Origin of the sequence: Vreelandella nigrificans (assembly GCF_002374315.1) — a bacterium.
GTDB classification, from domain to species: Bacteria; Pseudomonadota; Gammaproteobacteria; order Pseudomonadales; family Halomonadaceae; genus Vreelandella; species Vreelandella nigrificans.
This window is the reverse complement of the sequence record NZ_NWUX01000002.1, coordinates 84369-97893: the sequence shown is the minus strand read 5'-3', so window position 1 is coordinate 97893 and position 13525 is coordinate 84369. Positions and strand designations below refer to the sequence as shown.

Sequence of the window (13525 nt, the reverse complement as noted above, 5' to 3'; positions counted from 1 at the left end):
TCCTTATGAACGTAATTACCAGCTTCCACTATTTTCCATTGATGCCCATGGCTCCTGGGGAGGCTGCGCGTCGCCTTTTTGCAGTAGCTCGACAGAAATTCCATCGGGCGACTTTACGAACGCCATATAGCCATCCCGTGGTGGGCGGTTAATGGTGACACCATTATCTTGGAGTTTTTTACAGAGCGCGTAAATATCGTCCACACGGTAAGCTAAATGGCCGAAATTACGCCCTCCTGTATACTCTTCCGGGTCCCAGTTATAGGTCAACTCAAGCTCCGGTGCCGTTAGCCGCTCCGAGCGTGCCTCATCAGCAGGTGCAGCGAGAAATACAAGCGTGAAACGCCCTTTCTCGTTTTCTTTGCGGCGTACTTCTTTCAGACCTAACAGATCACAATAAAAACGCAGCGACGCATCCAGGTCGCTTACCCGTACCATGGTGTGCAAAAACTGCATGTTATTCTCCCTTCATCATTACTGGGTATATTCGCTAAAGATAGCTGGCGTTCTTTCGCTGCGGCTCCAACTGAGAACGGCATAGTCATCAACACGGCCTGTTTCCATGCCCGGTGAGCCATGGGGCATGCCCGGTACCGCTAAACCGACAGTGTCCGGCCGCTCTTCCAGCAAGCGTTTGATATCTGCAGCGGGCACATGGCCTTCGATCACATAGCCATCCACGATGGCCGTGTGGCAAGACGCTAGCTCGGGGGGAACACCATTGGCTATTTTAATGGCGCGAAGATCACCGTCACGATGATGATTGACGTCAAACCCCGCGTCTTCTAGATGGCTAACCCATGCGCCACAGCAGCCGCAGTTAGGGTCGCTATACACATCAACTGTGGGCGCTGCTAACGCACTTAACGACAAGGTACTTAACGACAAGGTACTTAGCGACAAGGCACTTAGCGAGCAGATAGCGCGAAGGTTACCCGCCACACTTTTAATTAGACGACTGCTTAACATTTAAGACCCCTCTTCACGGATCTGTATAATAATATATCAGCTGCTCGAAATACGGGGACTACCCCAAGGAGATATTCGTGGATTCAGTTACACAAGCTGCTTTGGGGGCCGCCGTAGGCGGTGCTGTATTAGGTCGACGCCTTGGCAGAAAAGCCGTGTTAATTGGGGCACTGCTAGGCACCCTGCCTGATCTAGACGTAGCCCTTGACTATGGCGATGCAGTAGCCAATGTGACTGAGCACCGCGGCTTTAGCCATTCGCTGTTTGTGTTGACGGGGCTGGGTACTTTAATGGCGCTTCTTACCGCGCGTTTTTGGCCTGCAACACAAGAACGTCCTATCTACTTTCGCCACTGGTGGTGGTTTTTCGTTCTCTGTCTGACCACTCATCCCCTGCTTGATTCACTTACAACTTACGGCACTCAGCTATTTTGGCCGCTGGATTTACCGCCCGTGGCGTGGCCTGTTGTGTTTATTATCGACCCTTTTTACACCTTGCCACTGCTGATTGCCTTGATAATAGGCCTTGCCTCAAAGAAGGTACGCAGCGCCTGTACTGTGGGCTTAGCAATATCAAGCGCTTATTTATTGCTAGCGGCAGGGGCAAAATGGAACATTGAGCAGCGCTTAGCCCCTGCACTTGCTGAAGCAGGGCTTCATGAAGCCCCCGTACTTATTCAACCAACACCATTTAACATTGTGCTGTGGCGAGCCACGGTTATTGGTGAAGAAGACTTCTATTACGAGAGCTTGATCAGCCTATTCGATGGCCAGCGTACTCCTACACTTGAGCCATTAAAACGCAACATAGCACTGGAAGAAAGTGCACTGGCAGGCCCACTTGGCCAGCAGCTGGAGTGGTTCACCGGCCCTTTTTTGCGCTATGACACGCGGTTGATTGATGGTCAGGAGACGTTAATTGCCACAGATATTCGACTCGGTTTCCCAGGTTTCCATCCTTTTAGTTTTACCTTAGCAACCTGGGAAGGCGACGCTTGGCACCCTGTTGAAATAAGCGAGCAAATAGAAACTACTAGAGACCTACGCCTAGAAACACTATCCAGGCTCGCTGCCAGAGCAACGGGGGATATCTCCGCGCTATGTGCCAGTGACTTTATCGAGCCACGCTGGCGTGCAGAGCCTTTCCTTTATCGCTGCTAACACGCCAGATGTTCCAAACACCAAGTAATTACGGCGCGATGCCCTGACCACAGCCTTTGTACTGCTCGCCGCCGATAGTCAGGGTGACGCGGGCAGGATAAGGCTGGCCTTTCATATCATCGAAACACGCCCCCGACTCTATGCGTACCCGGAAAAACTGTTCAGCGTTGGCATTTTCAAGCACCACCCTGCCGGCCTCATTATCCATGACACTCACCATGTAGGGCATGGTTTGCGTTTCAGTACCGTAAGCTGTCGTCCAGGTCATCACCGGCGCATCATGGGCAAGTTCAATCGACCAGCCCGGCTCATTGCCACGTCCGAGGAACATCACTCCAGGGTGCTCTGCCCTGGTTGATGCGGCTCGACGCTGCCCCAGCTGGCACTGCAACTGACCACGTGGTGTTTCCACCTGAGCCTGATCGCCACGGTTCCAGAAGCTGACCTCACCATCTTGGTAGCGTGCACCACTTGCAACTATCGCCTGCGGTAAGCGCCAAGCCCCGTGCAATGACCAAAGACGCAGGTTATCGTCGTTTACCGCTGTGACTAAGTTCTGGTTAGCGGGTTGACACTCCCAGGCGTCAAAATGCGCCGCACTACCAGGAAACAGTACAGCAGGCAGTAACGGTGCAGTGCTGTGCACCGTTGTTTTAGACGCCTCTGCTGAAGCACCGGCAGGCACTTCTCCTGTGCTGGCACAGCCTGCCAGCGCAACCGTTGCTGTCACCGCAATCAATCCGGTTAACCGATTAGGTAAGTTAGTCATGCACCCTGCTCCCTGTTGTCATCACTGCTACTGTCAGCCTATCAACCAGCCTAACGACGCTTAAATGCCCTTAAATCCTGTGGATCAAAACTATTAACCTGCTCTGGTAAACCTAGCGCTTCACGCTTGATTTTGATCTGCATTTTTTCAGCAAGACGCTCCGCATCATCATCGGTAGTACGGCCATTGAGCTCAGCAAGCTGTGACATGCCCTGATGGTAAAACGTCACAATATCCAACGCTACGCGGTTTTCTTCTTCTATCCCCCGGCGAAGGGGCTGTAGATAGCCGCTGATTTGTGAGAGGTGATGTTTAAGCTGCCAGACATAGCGCATTTCGGTCATCCAGGGGCGCTCGCGCAGAGCGGCAAACATCGCGCTGGTGGCCAGTAAACCTAGCAATACGCCAAGGGCATTCATCCAAAAGCTACCGCCAAAGGTGGCGGCTAATAGCATTGAAAACAGCAGACCGAAAACCACCAGTTGCCCTGCCATCGCGATACTGATCATGCGCGCTTTGCGCCGGTAGGTGTCTGGATCGTGCTGCTCAAGGGTGAAAGCCATGGCCAACCTCGTTATTAATAGAAGGCTCTTATGATACGGGGCTGACCAAAGCAAACAAGTAGCACTTGAAATCCAGTATGCAGGAAGTTAACAATCCCCTTAACGGGCTAGCCGTTCTGCCGCGCTTTTCAGCAACCGCTCAGTAGCTTCCCAGCTAACACAAGCGTCGGTCACCGACACGCCATAGCGCATATTGCTTGGTGATAGCGCCTGCTTACCTTCAAACAGATGACTTTCAAGCATTAAGCCGACCAAATTGGCATCACCCTTTTGGCGCTGTGCCAACACATCCAGCATAACCTCACTTTGGCGACGATGATCCTTACGTGCATTCGCATGGCTACAGTCCACCATTAAGCGTGGATTTTGCCCCGCATCCCGCAAGGCTTTCACCGCAGAGCGCACATGATGGGCTTGGTAGTTTGGCTCTCCGTGGCCGCCCCGTAGCACCACATGTGTGTGGGGGTTACCAGCCGTTTGCTGCATAACAGGACGCCCTTCATTGTCGATTGCAAAGCGCTGATGAGCGTGAGCTGCCGTTTGCATGGCATCTATAGCAACCTGCACATCACCATTCGTGGCATTTTTGAAGCCCACAGCAGCGCTTAAATCACTGGCCAATTCACGATGCAACTGCGACTCAGTGGTACGAGCACCAATCGCCACCCAGCTCAGCAAGTCATCAAGGTACGGCGCCAACATTGGCTGTAAAAGCTCAGTAGCCACTGGCAAGCCGCGTTCTGCCACCGCGTGCATTAGCTCTCGGGAGAGTGCAATGCCTCTCGACATATCACCACTGCCGTCTAAATCAGGATCGTAGGCCAGTCCTTTCCAACCTACCGTGGTACGCGGCTTTTCAACGTAAACACGCATGACTGGGAGTATCTGCTCGCTGACTTCATCACTGAGCGCGGCTAGCCTGTCGGCATACTCAAGCGCAGCATCTGGATCATGAATGGAGCACGGTCCGACCACCACCAATAGGCGGCTATCCTGACCATTTAGGATACGCTGAACCGCATGACGCTGTTGTGCAATTTGCTCACCTAGCGGCGCGCTAATCGCAATCCTACGACGCAGCTCTGCAGGGAGTGGTAATGGCTGAGCAACAGTTTTCTCATAGGTCGATGTAAGCGACGATACATTTGAAACGGCAGTGCAAGCTGGGCTGACATGGGCATTCATTAGATTATCTCTCCGAAAGCGTGTGACATCGCGTATGACTTCGCGTGACTAGAAGGCCACCCAAACAGGCACGGTCGGAGGTGGCAGCTTGCACCGACCGCGCGCCGCTAAATCGCCATCCATAGCCATAACCGATATAGCGGGGGGCAATGGAGTTAGCGATTGAGTGTGCGCGGTACGACATGGTGCAGCTCCTTGATGAATATCCTATGGACGGTTGAAATATTGATAGTTCTAAAATGTGAGTAGTTCTAAACCGCGAGTAGATCTAAAACATTAACCAACGTGAAACGAAAGAAGCCTCGGTTGGGTTACCAACCGAGGCTTCTTTGCATGCGGCAGGCAACCGGGGCGGTGTGCCTGCTGACGCGACGTTATTAGTCGGCCAGGGACACACCGTGGCTAAACCAATACGCAGCATAAACAAATGCAGCAGCATCTGTTCTGCTAGCACCACTAACACTTGCAATCTCCCACGCGCCAAACGCCGTTTCCGGTTTGGCTTGGGTCTGCTGTGTAGTGAGTGCGTTATGCATGAAATCGTTCCAATTCAGTAAGCTCGCCGAGGGCGATAAAATCTATACGCTTAATCCTGCCTGTATACGAGCAAAATGGCAACCATCATCCGCCAAATGCTTGTATCCAACCAATTGTTGCAGGCAGCGCGCTCATACTTACCAACACCACAACGCCGAGCACAATGGAAAGCAAACCAGATTCATCTTTAAAGTTGTCATCATGATGGGCCATAAAGCCTCCTCGTTGTCGTCATGGTTACGGTCAGCGCCGTATGTCACAAAGCCGTATGTCACAATCCAGTATGTCACAAAGCTGCGCGCCACAAAGGGCCCACCATTTTAGTGAGGGCGTGGCGCGTAGGCAAATACATCCGAGAACATGCGCTTGCTGCTCAGGCCTTTTCTCTCTAAAACATCAACACAGGCGTACACCATGCCCGGTGAACCAGAGAGGTAGATATCGCAATCACTTGGTGATATTGCCAGCCCTGTTTCAAGCACTGTTTCAAGCCCTCTCTCAAGCCCTGTCTCAAGATCACTCTCCAGCACCAAGTCGATTCGTCCTTGATGGTGAGAAATTCGCTCGCCAGCCGCTAACGGCTCGGTAAGAGGAAACTCTGTGACTGCTTGAAATGCAACGTTTGGGTACTGTATTGCCCACTCGCAGGCGAGATCTTCAGCATAAAGATCGCGGTGTTCGCGGTTAGCCCACCACAAAGAAATAGGTCGGCTAGGCTGTTTGCTAAGTGCCGCTTCTACAATCGCTTTCATCTGAGCAAAACCAGTGCCTGCGGCGATGAGCAGCAGTGGACGCTCGCTTGCCGTATCCAGCACACACTCACCACTGGGTAGGCGCACCGTTAGCTGATTAGCTACTTGTAGAAGGTCTCGCAAGCGTACCGAATTCTCGCGCTCGGGCCAGTGCTGAATATGCAGTTCAATAATGCCATCACCACGATCAAAGCTGGCAATTGAAAACGGCACCCAAGTGTTATCGTCCAACTTGAGTTCTAAATACTGGCCAGGCGCATGTTGCATGGCTTCAACGCGCCCTTCGAGCGTCACCCCAAATACGTCAGGGTTCAAATCTTCAACAGCGGTGACTACGCAGGTTAGCGTTTTGCACGTTAACGTCCTTGCGCTCATGAAAGCCTCTTTGTGAAAAATCATTCAACCCGCACCGCTTTATCAGCTGTGGCGAGGTGTGGGTAACGGGATATCGATGCCCAGTTCGTCCCAACGCTCGTCGACACGGGTTTTCACCGCATCATCCATTACGATAGGTGTCCCCCACTCTCGATCAGTCTCACCTGGCCACTTATTGGTGGCATCCAACCCCATTTTGGAGCCCAGCCCGGATACCGGTGAAGCAAAGTCGAGATAGTCGATCGGCGTATTTTCCACCATCACCGTATCCCTTGCCGGGTCCATACGCGTGGTAATCGCCCACATAACATCTTCCCAGTTACGTGCATCCACATCGTCGTCCAGCACAATTACGAATTTGGTGTACATGAACTGGCGTAAGAAGCTCCACACTCCCATCATCACGCGCTTGGCATGCCCTGGGTACTGCTTCTTCATGGTGACCACAGCCATCCGGTAGGAGCAACCTTCCGGGGGCAGGTAGAAGTCGACGATTTCGGGAAACTGCTTAGCCAGAATTGGCACAAATACTTCGTTAAGCGCAACGCCTAAAATGGCGGGTTCATCCGGGGGACGACCCGTATAGGTGGAGTGATAAATAGCATCCCGCCGCATGGTCATTCGCGTAACGGTGAACACCGGAAAATGATCAACCTCGTTGTAGTACCCAGTGTGATCACCAAATGGGCCTTCCGCTGCCATGTCGTCGGGGTAGATAAACCCTTCCAGCATAATTTCAGCAGAGGCCGGTACGTCAAGGTCAGCGTGACCACACTTCACAAGCTCGGTACGAGAACCACGCAGCAGCCCAGCAAAGGCGTATTCAGAGAGGCTATCCGGCACTGGAGTTACCGCGCCTAGGATCGTCGCTGGATCAGCACCCAGGGCCACAGCCACCGGGAAAGGCTCGCCGGGATGCTCCTTTTGAAACTCAAGGAAATCCAGTGCGCCGCCACGGTGGGAGAGCCACCGCATAATCAGGCGGTTTTTACCGATTTTTTGCTGGCGATAGATACCCAGATTCTGACGCTTTTTATGCGGGCCTTTGGTAATAACTAAAGGCCAAGTGACCAAGGGTGCTGCATCGCCAGGCCAACAGTGCTGAATAGGCAAGCGGCCTAGATCGACTTCATCACCGTCATACACCACTTCCTGCACAGGAGCCCGCTTGACATTCTTAGGCCCCATGCTGAGCACTTGTTTAAAAATCGGCAGCTTATCCCAGGCATCTTTAAGCCCTTTGGGCGGGTCTGGCTCTTTAAGAAAGGCCAGTAGCTTACCTACTTCACGCAGCGCCTCTACCGAATCTTGCCCCATGCCCAGGGCAACCCGCTTGGGTGTACCAAACAGATTACCCAACAGCGGCATATCGTGGCCCTTCACATTCTCAAACAGCAGCGCAGGGCCACCCGCACGCAGGGTACGGTCGCAAATCTCGGTAATTTCCAGGTAAGGATCAACCTCTGCTTGGATTCGCTTAAGCTCACCCTGAGCTTCAAGCGCCGCAATAAAATCGCGCAAGTCATTATACTTCAAAGCACACTCCCCGGCTGGCTAAGGCGCTGCTAGTGCTTGACAACAATTTCAGCGCTTAGCGGCGCTTCATTGCTTCAAAGAATTCCAGGTTCGTCTTGGTGTCTTTCAGACGATCAATCAAGAACTCTGTCGCGGCGGTATCTTCCATCGGGTTAAGTAGCTTGCGCAAAATCCACATGCGCTGCATTTCGTCTTCAGATGCCAACAAGTCTTCACGACGAGTGCCACTGCGACGAATATTGATGGCAGGGAACACACGCTTTTCAGCCAACTTGCGATCAAGGTGCGCCTCCATGTTACCGGTGCCCTTAAACTCTTCGAAGATGACCTCGTCCATTTTCGAACCGGTATCTACCAGCGCGGTGGCGATAATCGTCAGGCTACCGCCCTCTTCGATATTACGTGCAGCACCAAAGAAGCGTTTCGGCTTTTCAAGCGCGTGGGCGTCCACACCACCTGTCAGTACTTTGCCTGAGCTAGGCACAACGGTGTTGTAGGCACGGGCCAAGCGGGTAATAGAATCAAGCAGAATCACCACATCTTTTTTGTGCTCAACCAGACGCTTGGCTTTTTCGATCACCATTTCTGCAACCTGCACGTGGCGGGCAGGTGGTTCATCGAAGGTAGAGGCGACCACTTCACCGCGCACGGTGCGCGACATCTCAGTGACTTCCTCTGGGCGCTCGTCGATCAGCAGTACGATCAGATGGCACTCGGGGTTATTACGCGTAATGGATGTCGCGATATTCTGCAGCATCAGCGTCTTACCCGCTTTGGGCGGAGATACCAGCAGACCACGTTGGCCTTTGCCAATCGGCGCGGTCAAATCAATGATCCGAGCGGTAAGGTCTTCCGTGGAGCCGTTACCGATCTCCATGCGCATCCGGTCGTCCGGGAATAGCGGCGTTAAGTTCTCAAAGAGAATCTTATGCTTGGCATTTTCGGGACGGTCAAAGTTGATCTGGCTAACTTTGAGCAGGGCAAAGTAGCGCTCACCTTCTTTAGGCGGGCGGATTTTGCCGGAAATGGAGTCGCCTTTGCGCAGATTGAAGCGACGAATCTGTGACGGCGATACGTAGATATCATCCGGTCCGGCGAGATAGGAACTGTCGGCGCTGCGCAGGAAGCCGAAGCCATCCTGAAGAATTTCCAGCACACCATCACCATAAATATCCTCACCACTTTTTGCGTGCTTTTTGAGGATGGCGAAAATGATGTCCTGCTTGCGCGAACGGGCTAAGTTGTCGATACCCATTTCGCGGGCGATTTCGAGCAGCTCGGGAACGGGTTTTTGCTTGAGTTCAGTGAGATTCATCGGTGTGTTAGAAAGTTGCTCATGAAAGCTGGGCGCTAAGCGCCGGGAATAAGACAGGAGGCGAGGATATACCGCCGAGTGATGCGTTCAGAACCCCGTCTAGGCACACGCTCAGATATTGAAAGCTGGGCAACCGTAACTCAGATACCAAAAAGAAGTGGCGGCATCAATGACTGCTTAGCATGAGGGTGCTAATAAACTAGTTAATCTGATTGGCACAGAAAAATGCTGTTTCAGTGGGTTATCTGACGACTTGGAAATCTGGCTGATGCCATCTAGATACGTACTGATAAATACATACTACTAGATACATTCTGCTCGGTGTACCCGAGTAAACGCGCTTATTTGATAGACAAACAAGCTAGCTCGGATCAAGCCAGTAGTTCGATGGTAGTCAAGGGCCGCGATAAACGCAAGCCTTTGGCAATTGACAATAGTCAGAGGGCGCCGCAACCTTGGCTTAGCCACTAAGAAGGATAGCTCATGCCACAGGACATTTCGCTCCCAACCACCACTTTAAATGATGACATTGACCAAGGTGAACCACAGCGCTTAGCCGCAATAGACCTGGGCTCTAATAGCTTTCATCTACTGGTGGCCAACTACCAGAATGAACGACTCCAAGTAGTTGCCCGCATGGGGGAAAAAGTGCAGTTAGCCGCAGGGCTGCATGAGCAAGGCACCCTAAACGAAGCTGCTATGCAACGAGCACTAGACTGTTTAGGCCGATTCGCACCCTTCTTAAAGGATATCGAAGCGGCCAATCTGCGCGTTGTGGGCACCAACGCGCTACGTGATGCCGATAATAGCCAAACCTTTATCGAGCGTGCCGAGGCACAGCTTGGCTACCCAATCGAAATTATTGCTGGCCGTGAAGAGGCCCGCCTGATTTATTTGGGGGCTGCTCACGCCTTGGCGGAAAATGGCCGCCGCTTAATTGTCGATATCGGCGGAGGATCCACCGAGTTTATTATTGGCGAGGCCTTTGAGCCCAAAGCGTTAGAAAGCCTGAGAATGGGCTGCGTCACCTTTAGCGGCCGTTTTTTCCCTGATGGAGAGCTAAGCGAGAAACGCATGCGCCGTGCTGAGCTGGCCGCCCTTTCGGAATTAGCCAACATCCAGCGTCCCTACCAACGCTTAGGCTGGGACGACCCAGTGGGCTCTAGCGGCACCATTAAAGCGGCTGCCAGCGTACTGTATGCCTATGGGGATGCACCCCAGGAGGGCGTTATTACCCGTAGCGGGCTAAAAAAGCTACGCGAGCGACTGCTCAAATGTAAGCAACTGGATAAAGTTGAGCTCGATGGCCTAAAGCCCGACCGAGCAAAAGTGTTTCCGGCAGGTATTGCCATACTTTGCGCAGTCTTTGAAGCCTTCAACCTCACCCAGATTCGTTTTGCCGACGGCGCTCTACGAGAAGGTGTGCTATATGACATGGCCGGGCGCAATAGCGCTGAGGACACTCGCTCAAAAACGCTGGAAATGCTCAAACGGGTTTATGATGTGGACACACGGCAAGCAGAGAATGTCGCAGATACAGCAGCGCGACTCTTTGCCAAAGTTAAGCAGCCCTGGGGGCTAACAAAGCAGCAGGGCCACTATTTGAAGTGGGCAAGCCACGTGCATGAAATTGGCCTGGCCATTTCCCATAGCCAGTTCCATCGTCATGGTGCTTACTTGCTGGAGCATTCAGATCTTGCTGGCTTTTCACGTCCAGAGCAGCGCTTACTGGCGTTTTTAGTCCGTGCCCACCGGCGTAAATTCCCGCTAAAAGAGTGGCAGGCACTCCCTGCCGCACAGCAAGCGAGCAGCGCTAAGCTTGCCCGCTTATTGCGTTTGGCTGTGTTAATTAACCATTCACGGCCAGAAAGCGCCCCACCGCTGCCAGACATTAGCATAGACGGGGCGGCGCTCACCATTACGCTGCCTGCCAGCGATGAACCCACGCTGCTAAGTACCGATATAGAGCAGGAGCAAGCGTATATGGCAGCCGCTGGATTTACGCTTACCGTGCTGGAGTAGTCACAAAAACAACGTCCTTCGCCTGCCATAGTACCCGGTCAGGCAGTTGGATAACGCCAATGCACGCATCGCCCTCAATAACCACCACCAACCGCAAACGCTCCCACGGCGGCAGCTCGCTCTCTTGCAGCAGCCGCTTTACATCCCGGCGGCCGCGCCCTGGTAAGTTGATGACTTCCCCCCCCTGGCGCCAGCGCAGTGTCACCGAGCGGGCCATTGGCATTGAAACGTTAAGCTCCCCTAGAGGAGTGGGCAGTCCTGGTTGACCATCCCAAACGGTTTCCCAGGCTGGCAGTGGCTGCAGAGCAGGCATCAAGTAGAGGCACTGCCGCCATACCCTGGCCTCAATCCCCTGCCACTCCACCTTAACCTGTGCATCATTGGCCGCTGCTAGCTGTGCCAGCAGGCTTTCTAGGCGCTTTTTGGGTGGAGTGGGGAAGCCTAACTGTTGGCAGAAAGTGCGTACCAACAGGCGCTGGCGGGGCACGCTACGCTGGCTTAGAGCGGCAGCGTCGAGACGGTATGTACCAGTAGCGAGGCTAGACAGCTCATTCGTCGCGTACTCGGCTAATAACTGGTCAGCCTCCCCCGCATGCTGAGCACTTTTTGCCAGCGAGCATACCGCCTCTGGCCAGCGCACTTGAAGCTGTGGCATCACTAGATGGCGCAGGCGATTGCGATCAAAGGCCACATCACGATTGGTGGGGTCTTCGCACCAGCTTAGCGCCAACACATGGGCAGCGTCAGTAAGGGTCCGCCTACTGACACTCAGCCAAGGACGCAACAGCGTAATACCTTGCCATTCACGCCGGTAGGGCATGCCTGCCAAGCCACGAATACCACTGCCGCGCAGCGCGGCCAGAAGCAGTGTCTCCGCTTGGTCATCCTGGTGCTGGGCCAACCAGAGCGTATCGCCAGCAGGAATGTGCTGTATAAACGCCTGATAGCGCGCACGTCGTGCAGCTCCCTCTAGCCCCTCGCCATGGGTATCCACAACGACGTTAGCAGTCACTAACGGTACGCCTAGCGCATCACAGAGTGTCTGGCAGTGCGCTGCGAAGGCGTTAGCCGCCGACTGCAAGCCATGATTGATGTGAATGGCGTGCAGCGTGCGCCCCGCGCTTTGACAAACCTGGGCAGACAGCGTCAGCAGTAACGAGGAGTCCAACCCGCCAGAAAGCGCTACCCAAATAGTCCGCCCCGGCGGGGTTTCCGCCAGGGCGTTGTTTAGCAAGCGTAGCAGTGGCTTAGGCAGCTGGGGCGCCATAGCTCATTAGGCGCTTGTAGCGACGCTCAAGTAACGCATCACTATCTAGGCTTTGTAGGCGATCAAGGCTGCCCGTCAGTGCTTCCTTAACACGCTCAGAGGTGGTCAACGGGTGGCGATGTGCTCCACCCAGGGGCTCTTTGATCAGTTCGTCTACAAAGCCCAGCTCTTTCAGTCGTTCGGCGGTGATCCCCATCGCCTGAGCGGCATCAGATGCCTTTTCGGCGCTCTTCCACAGGATAGAGGCGCAGCCTTCAGGGGAGATCACCGAGTAGGTGGAGTATTGCAGCATATGCAGCTCGTCACACACGCCAATAGCTAACGCGCCACCCGAGCCACCTTCGCCAACAACGGTAGAAATAATCGGCGTTTTTAAGCGCGACATAACGGCTAGGTTGTAGGCAATGGCCTCAGACTGGCCACGCTCTTCCGCATCAATACCGGGGTAAGCACCAGGCGTATCGATAAACGTCAGAATGGGCATCTTAAAGCGCTCAGCCATCTCCATCAGGCGGCAGGCTTTACGGTAGCCTTCTGGACGCGGCATGCCGAAGTTGCGACGCACTTTCTCTTTTACATCGCGGCCTTTTTGATGACCAACAACCATCACTGGTTGATCGTTCAAGCGGGCAATTCCACCCACTAACGCAGCGTCATCAGCAAAATTACGGTCGCCGTGCAACTCATCAAAATCGGTAAAAATATACTCAAGATAATCCAGCGTGTAGGGACGCTGGGGATGGCGGGAGATCTGGGAAACCTGCCAGGGGGTTAAATCCTTGAAGATCGATTCCGTTAACTTGCGACTTTTCTCCTCCAGCCGTGAAATTTCATCGGAGAGATTTACCTGGCTGTCGGAGCTGACCAAACGCAGCTCCTCAATTTTTGCCTGAAGTTCGGCAATGGGCTGTTCAAAATCGAGATAGTTAGGATTCATCGGCTCTGCCTGTAAGCTGCCTATAAAAAAAAGAAGCCTTGTCGAAACGAGCATCTAATGGGGTGTATTATCGCACCCTAACCCTGCCACGCAAGGCAATGCCTGTTCAATTACTGGTTAGCTGCCACCCAGATAACA

14 protein-coding genes are annotated in these 13525 nt (G+C 53.4%); 2 read left to right on the top strand and 12 right to left on the bottom strand.

Going from position 1 to position 13525, the window contains the following annotated elements; all coding sequences use genetic code 11:
- Window positions 1-15: 15 nt before the first annotated feature.
- Window positions 16-456 (bottom strand): lactoylglutathione lyase, encoded by a 441-nt coding sequence (gene gloA, locus CPA45_RS03635; protein WP_096650285.1) that lies wholly within the window; start codon window positions 454-456, stop codon window positions 16-18.
- 18 nt (window positions 457-474) lie between these two features.
- Entirely contained in the window at window positions 475-969 is a 495-nt protein-coding gene (locus CPA45_RS03630; RefSeq protein ID WP_096650284.1) for a DUF411 domain-containing protein, read from the bottom strand.
- Between the two features lie 77 nt (window positions 970-1046).
- Here CPA45_RS03630 and CPA45_RS03625 point away from each other — a divergent pair, with 77 nt between their 5' ends.
- A complete protein-coding gene (locus tag CPA45_RS03625) occupies window positions 1047-2129 on the top strand; it encodes a metal-dependent hydrolase (protein ID WP_096650283.1) in 1083 nt (360 codons plus the stop codon).
- Between the two features lie 28 nt (window positions 2130-2157).
- Here the strand turns inward: CPA45_RS03625 and CPA45_RS03620 are convergent, their stop codons facing one another.
- From CPA45_RS03620 to rho, 8 genes are all read right to left on the bottom strand, one after another.
- Window positions 2158-2898, bottom strand: coding sequence for an MliC family protein (locus CPA45_RS03620; protein ID WP_096650282.1), 741 nt, complete (start codon window positions 2896-2898; stop codon window positions 2158-2160).
- 50 nt (window positions 2899-2948) lie between these two features.
- Window positions 2949-3461: a DUF3087 family protein gene (locus tag CPA45_RS03615; protein WP_096650281.1), complete on the bottom strand. Its 513-nt coding sequence runs from the start codon at window positions 3459-3461 to the stop codon at window positions 2949-2951.
- A 99-nt stretch (window positions 3462-3560) separates the two neighbouring features.
- Window positions 3561-4646 carry a 3-deoxy-7-phosphoheptulonate synthase gene (locus CPA45_RS03610; RefSeq protein ID WP_096650280.1) on the bottom strand — a complete coding sequence of 362 codons (1086 nt, stop codon included), beginning with the start codon at window positions 4644-4646 and terminating at the stop codon, window positions 3561-3563.
- 377 nt (window positions 4647-5023) lie between these two features.
- Window positions 5024-5182 carry a hypothetical protein gene (locus tag CPA45_RS22790; RefSeq protein ID WP_165771500.1) on the bottom strand — a complete coding sequence of 53 codons (159 nt, stop codon included), beginning with the start codon at window positions 5180-5182 and terminating at the stop codon, window positions 5024-5026.
- Between the two features lie 85 nt (window positions 5183-5267).
- Window positions 5268-5396, bottom strand: a complete 129-nt coding sequence (locus CPA45_RS23160; protein ID WP_264177150.1) for a hypothetical protein — start codon at window positions 5394-5396, stop codon at window positions 5268-5270.
- Between the two features lie 107 nt (window positions 5397-5503).
- Window positions 5504-6310 carry an FAD-binding oxidoreductase gene (locus tag CPA45_RS03595; protein ID WP_096650278.1) on the bottom strand — a complete coding sequence of 269 codons (807 nt, stop codon included), beginning with the start codon at window positions 6308-6310 and terminating at the stop codon, window positions 5504-5506.
- A gap of 42 nt (window positions 6311-6352) precedes the next feature.
- Entirely contained in the window at window positions 6353-7846 is a 1494-nt protein-coding gene (gene ubiD, locus CPA45_RS03590) for a 4-hydroxy-3-polyprenylbenzoate decarboxylase (protein WP_096650277.1), read from the bottom strand.
- Window positions 7847-7901: 55 nt separating this feature from the next.
- Window positions 7902-9161 carry a transcription termination factor Rho gene (rho, locus tag CPA45_RS03585; RefSeq protein ID WP_096650276.1) on the bottom strand — a complete coding sequence of 420 codons (1260 nt, stop codon included), beginning with the start codon at window positions 9159-9161 and terminating at the stop codon, window positions 7902-7904.
- A gap of 483 nt (window positions 9162-9644) precedes the next feature.
- On the opposite strand from rho, the gene ppx reads away from it, so the two are divergent.
- The gene (gene ppx / locus CPA45_RS03580; RefSeq protein WP_096650275.1) at window positions 9645-11183 is read left to right on the top strand and encodes an exopolyphosphatase; all 1539 of its coding nucleotides are present in this window, start codon (window positions 9645-9647) and stop codon (window positions 11181-11183) included.
- On the opposite strand, the gene tilS is transcribed toward ppx, so the two are convergent.
- Both tilS and CPA45_RS03570 read right to left on the bottom strand, forming a co-directional pair.
- Window positions 11167-12450 carry a tRNA lysidine(34) synthetase TilS gene (tilS, locus tag CPA45_RS03575; protein ID WP_096650274.1) on the bottom strand — a complete coding sequence of 428 codons (1284 nt, stop codon included), beginning with the start codon at window positions 12448-12450 and terminating at the stop codon, window positions 11167-11169. The two genes, ppx and tilS, sit on opposite strands and share 17 nt — an antisense overlap.
- Complete coding sequence (locus tag CPA45_RS03570) at window positions 12431-13387, bottom strand: acetyl-CoA carboxylase carboxyltransferase subunit alpha (RefSeq protein ID WP_096650273.1); 957 nt, start codon at window positions 13385-13387, stop codon at window positions 12431-12433. Before CPA45_RS03570 ends, tilS begins: the two co-directional genes overlap by 20 nt.
- Window positions 13388-13525: the final 138 nt, after the last annotated feature.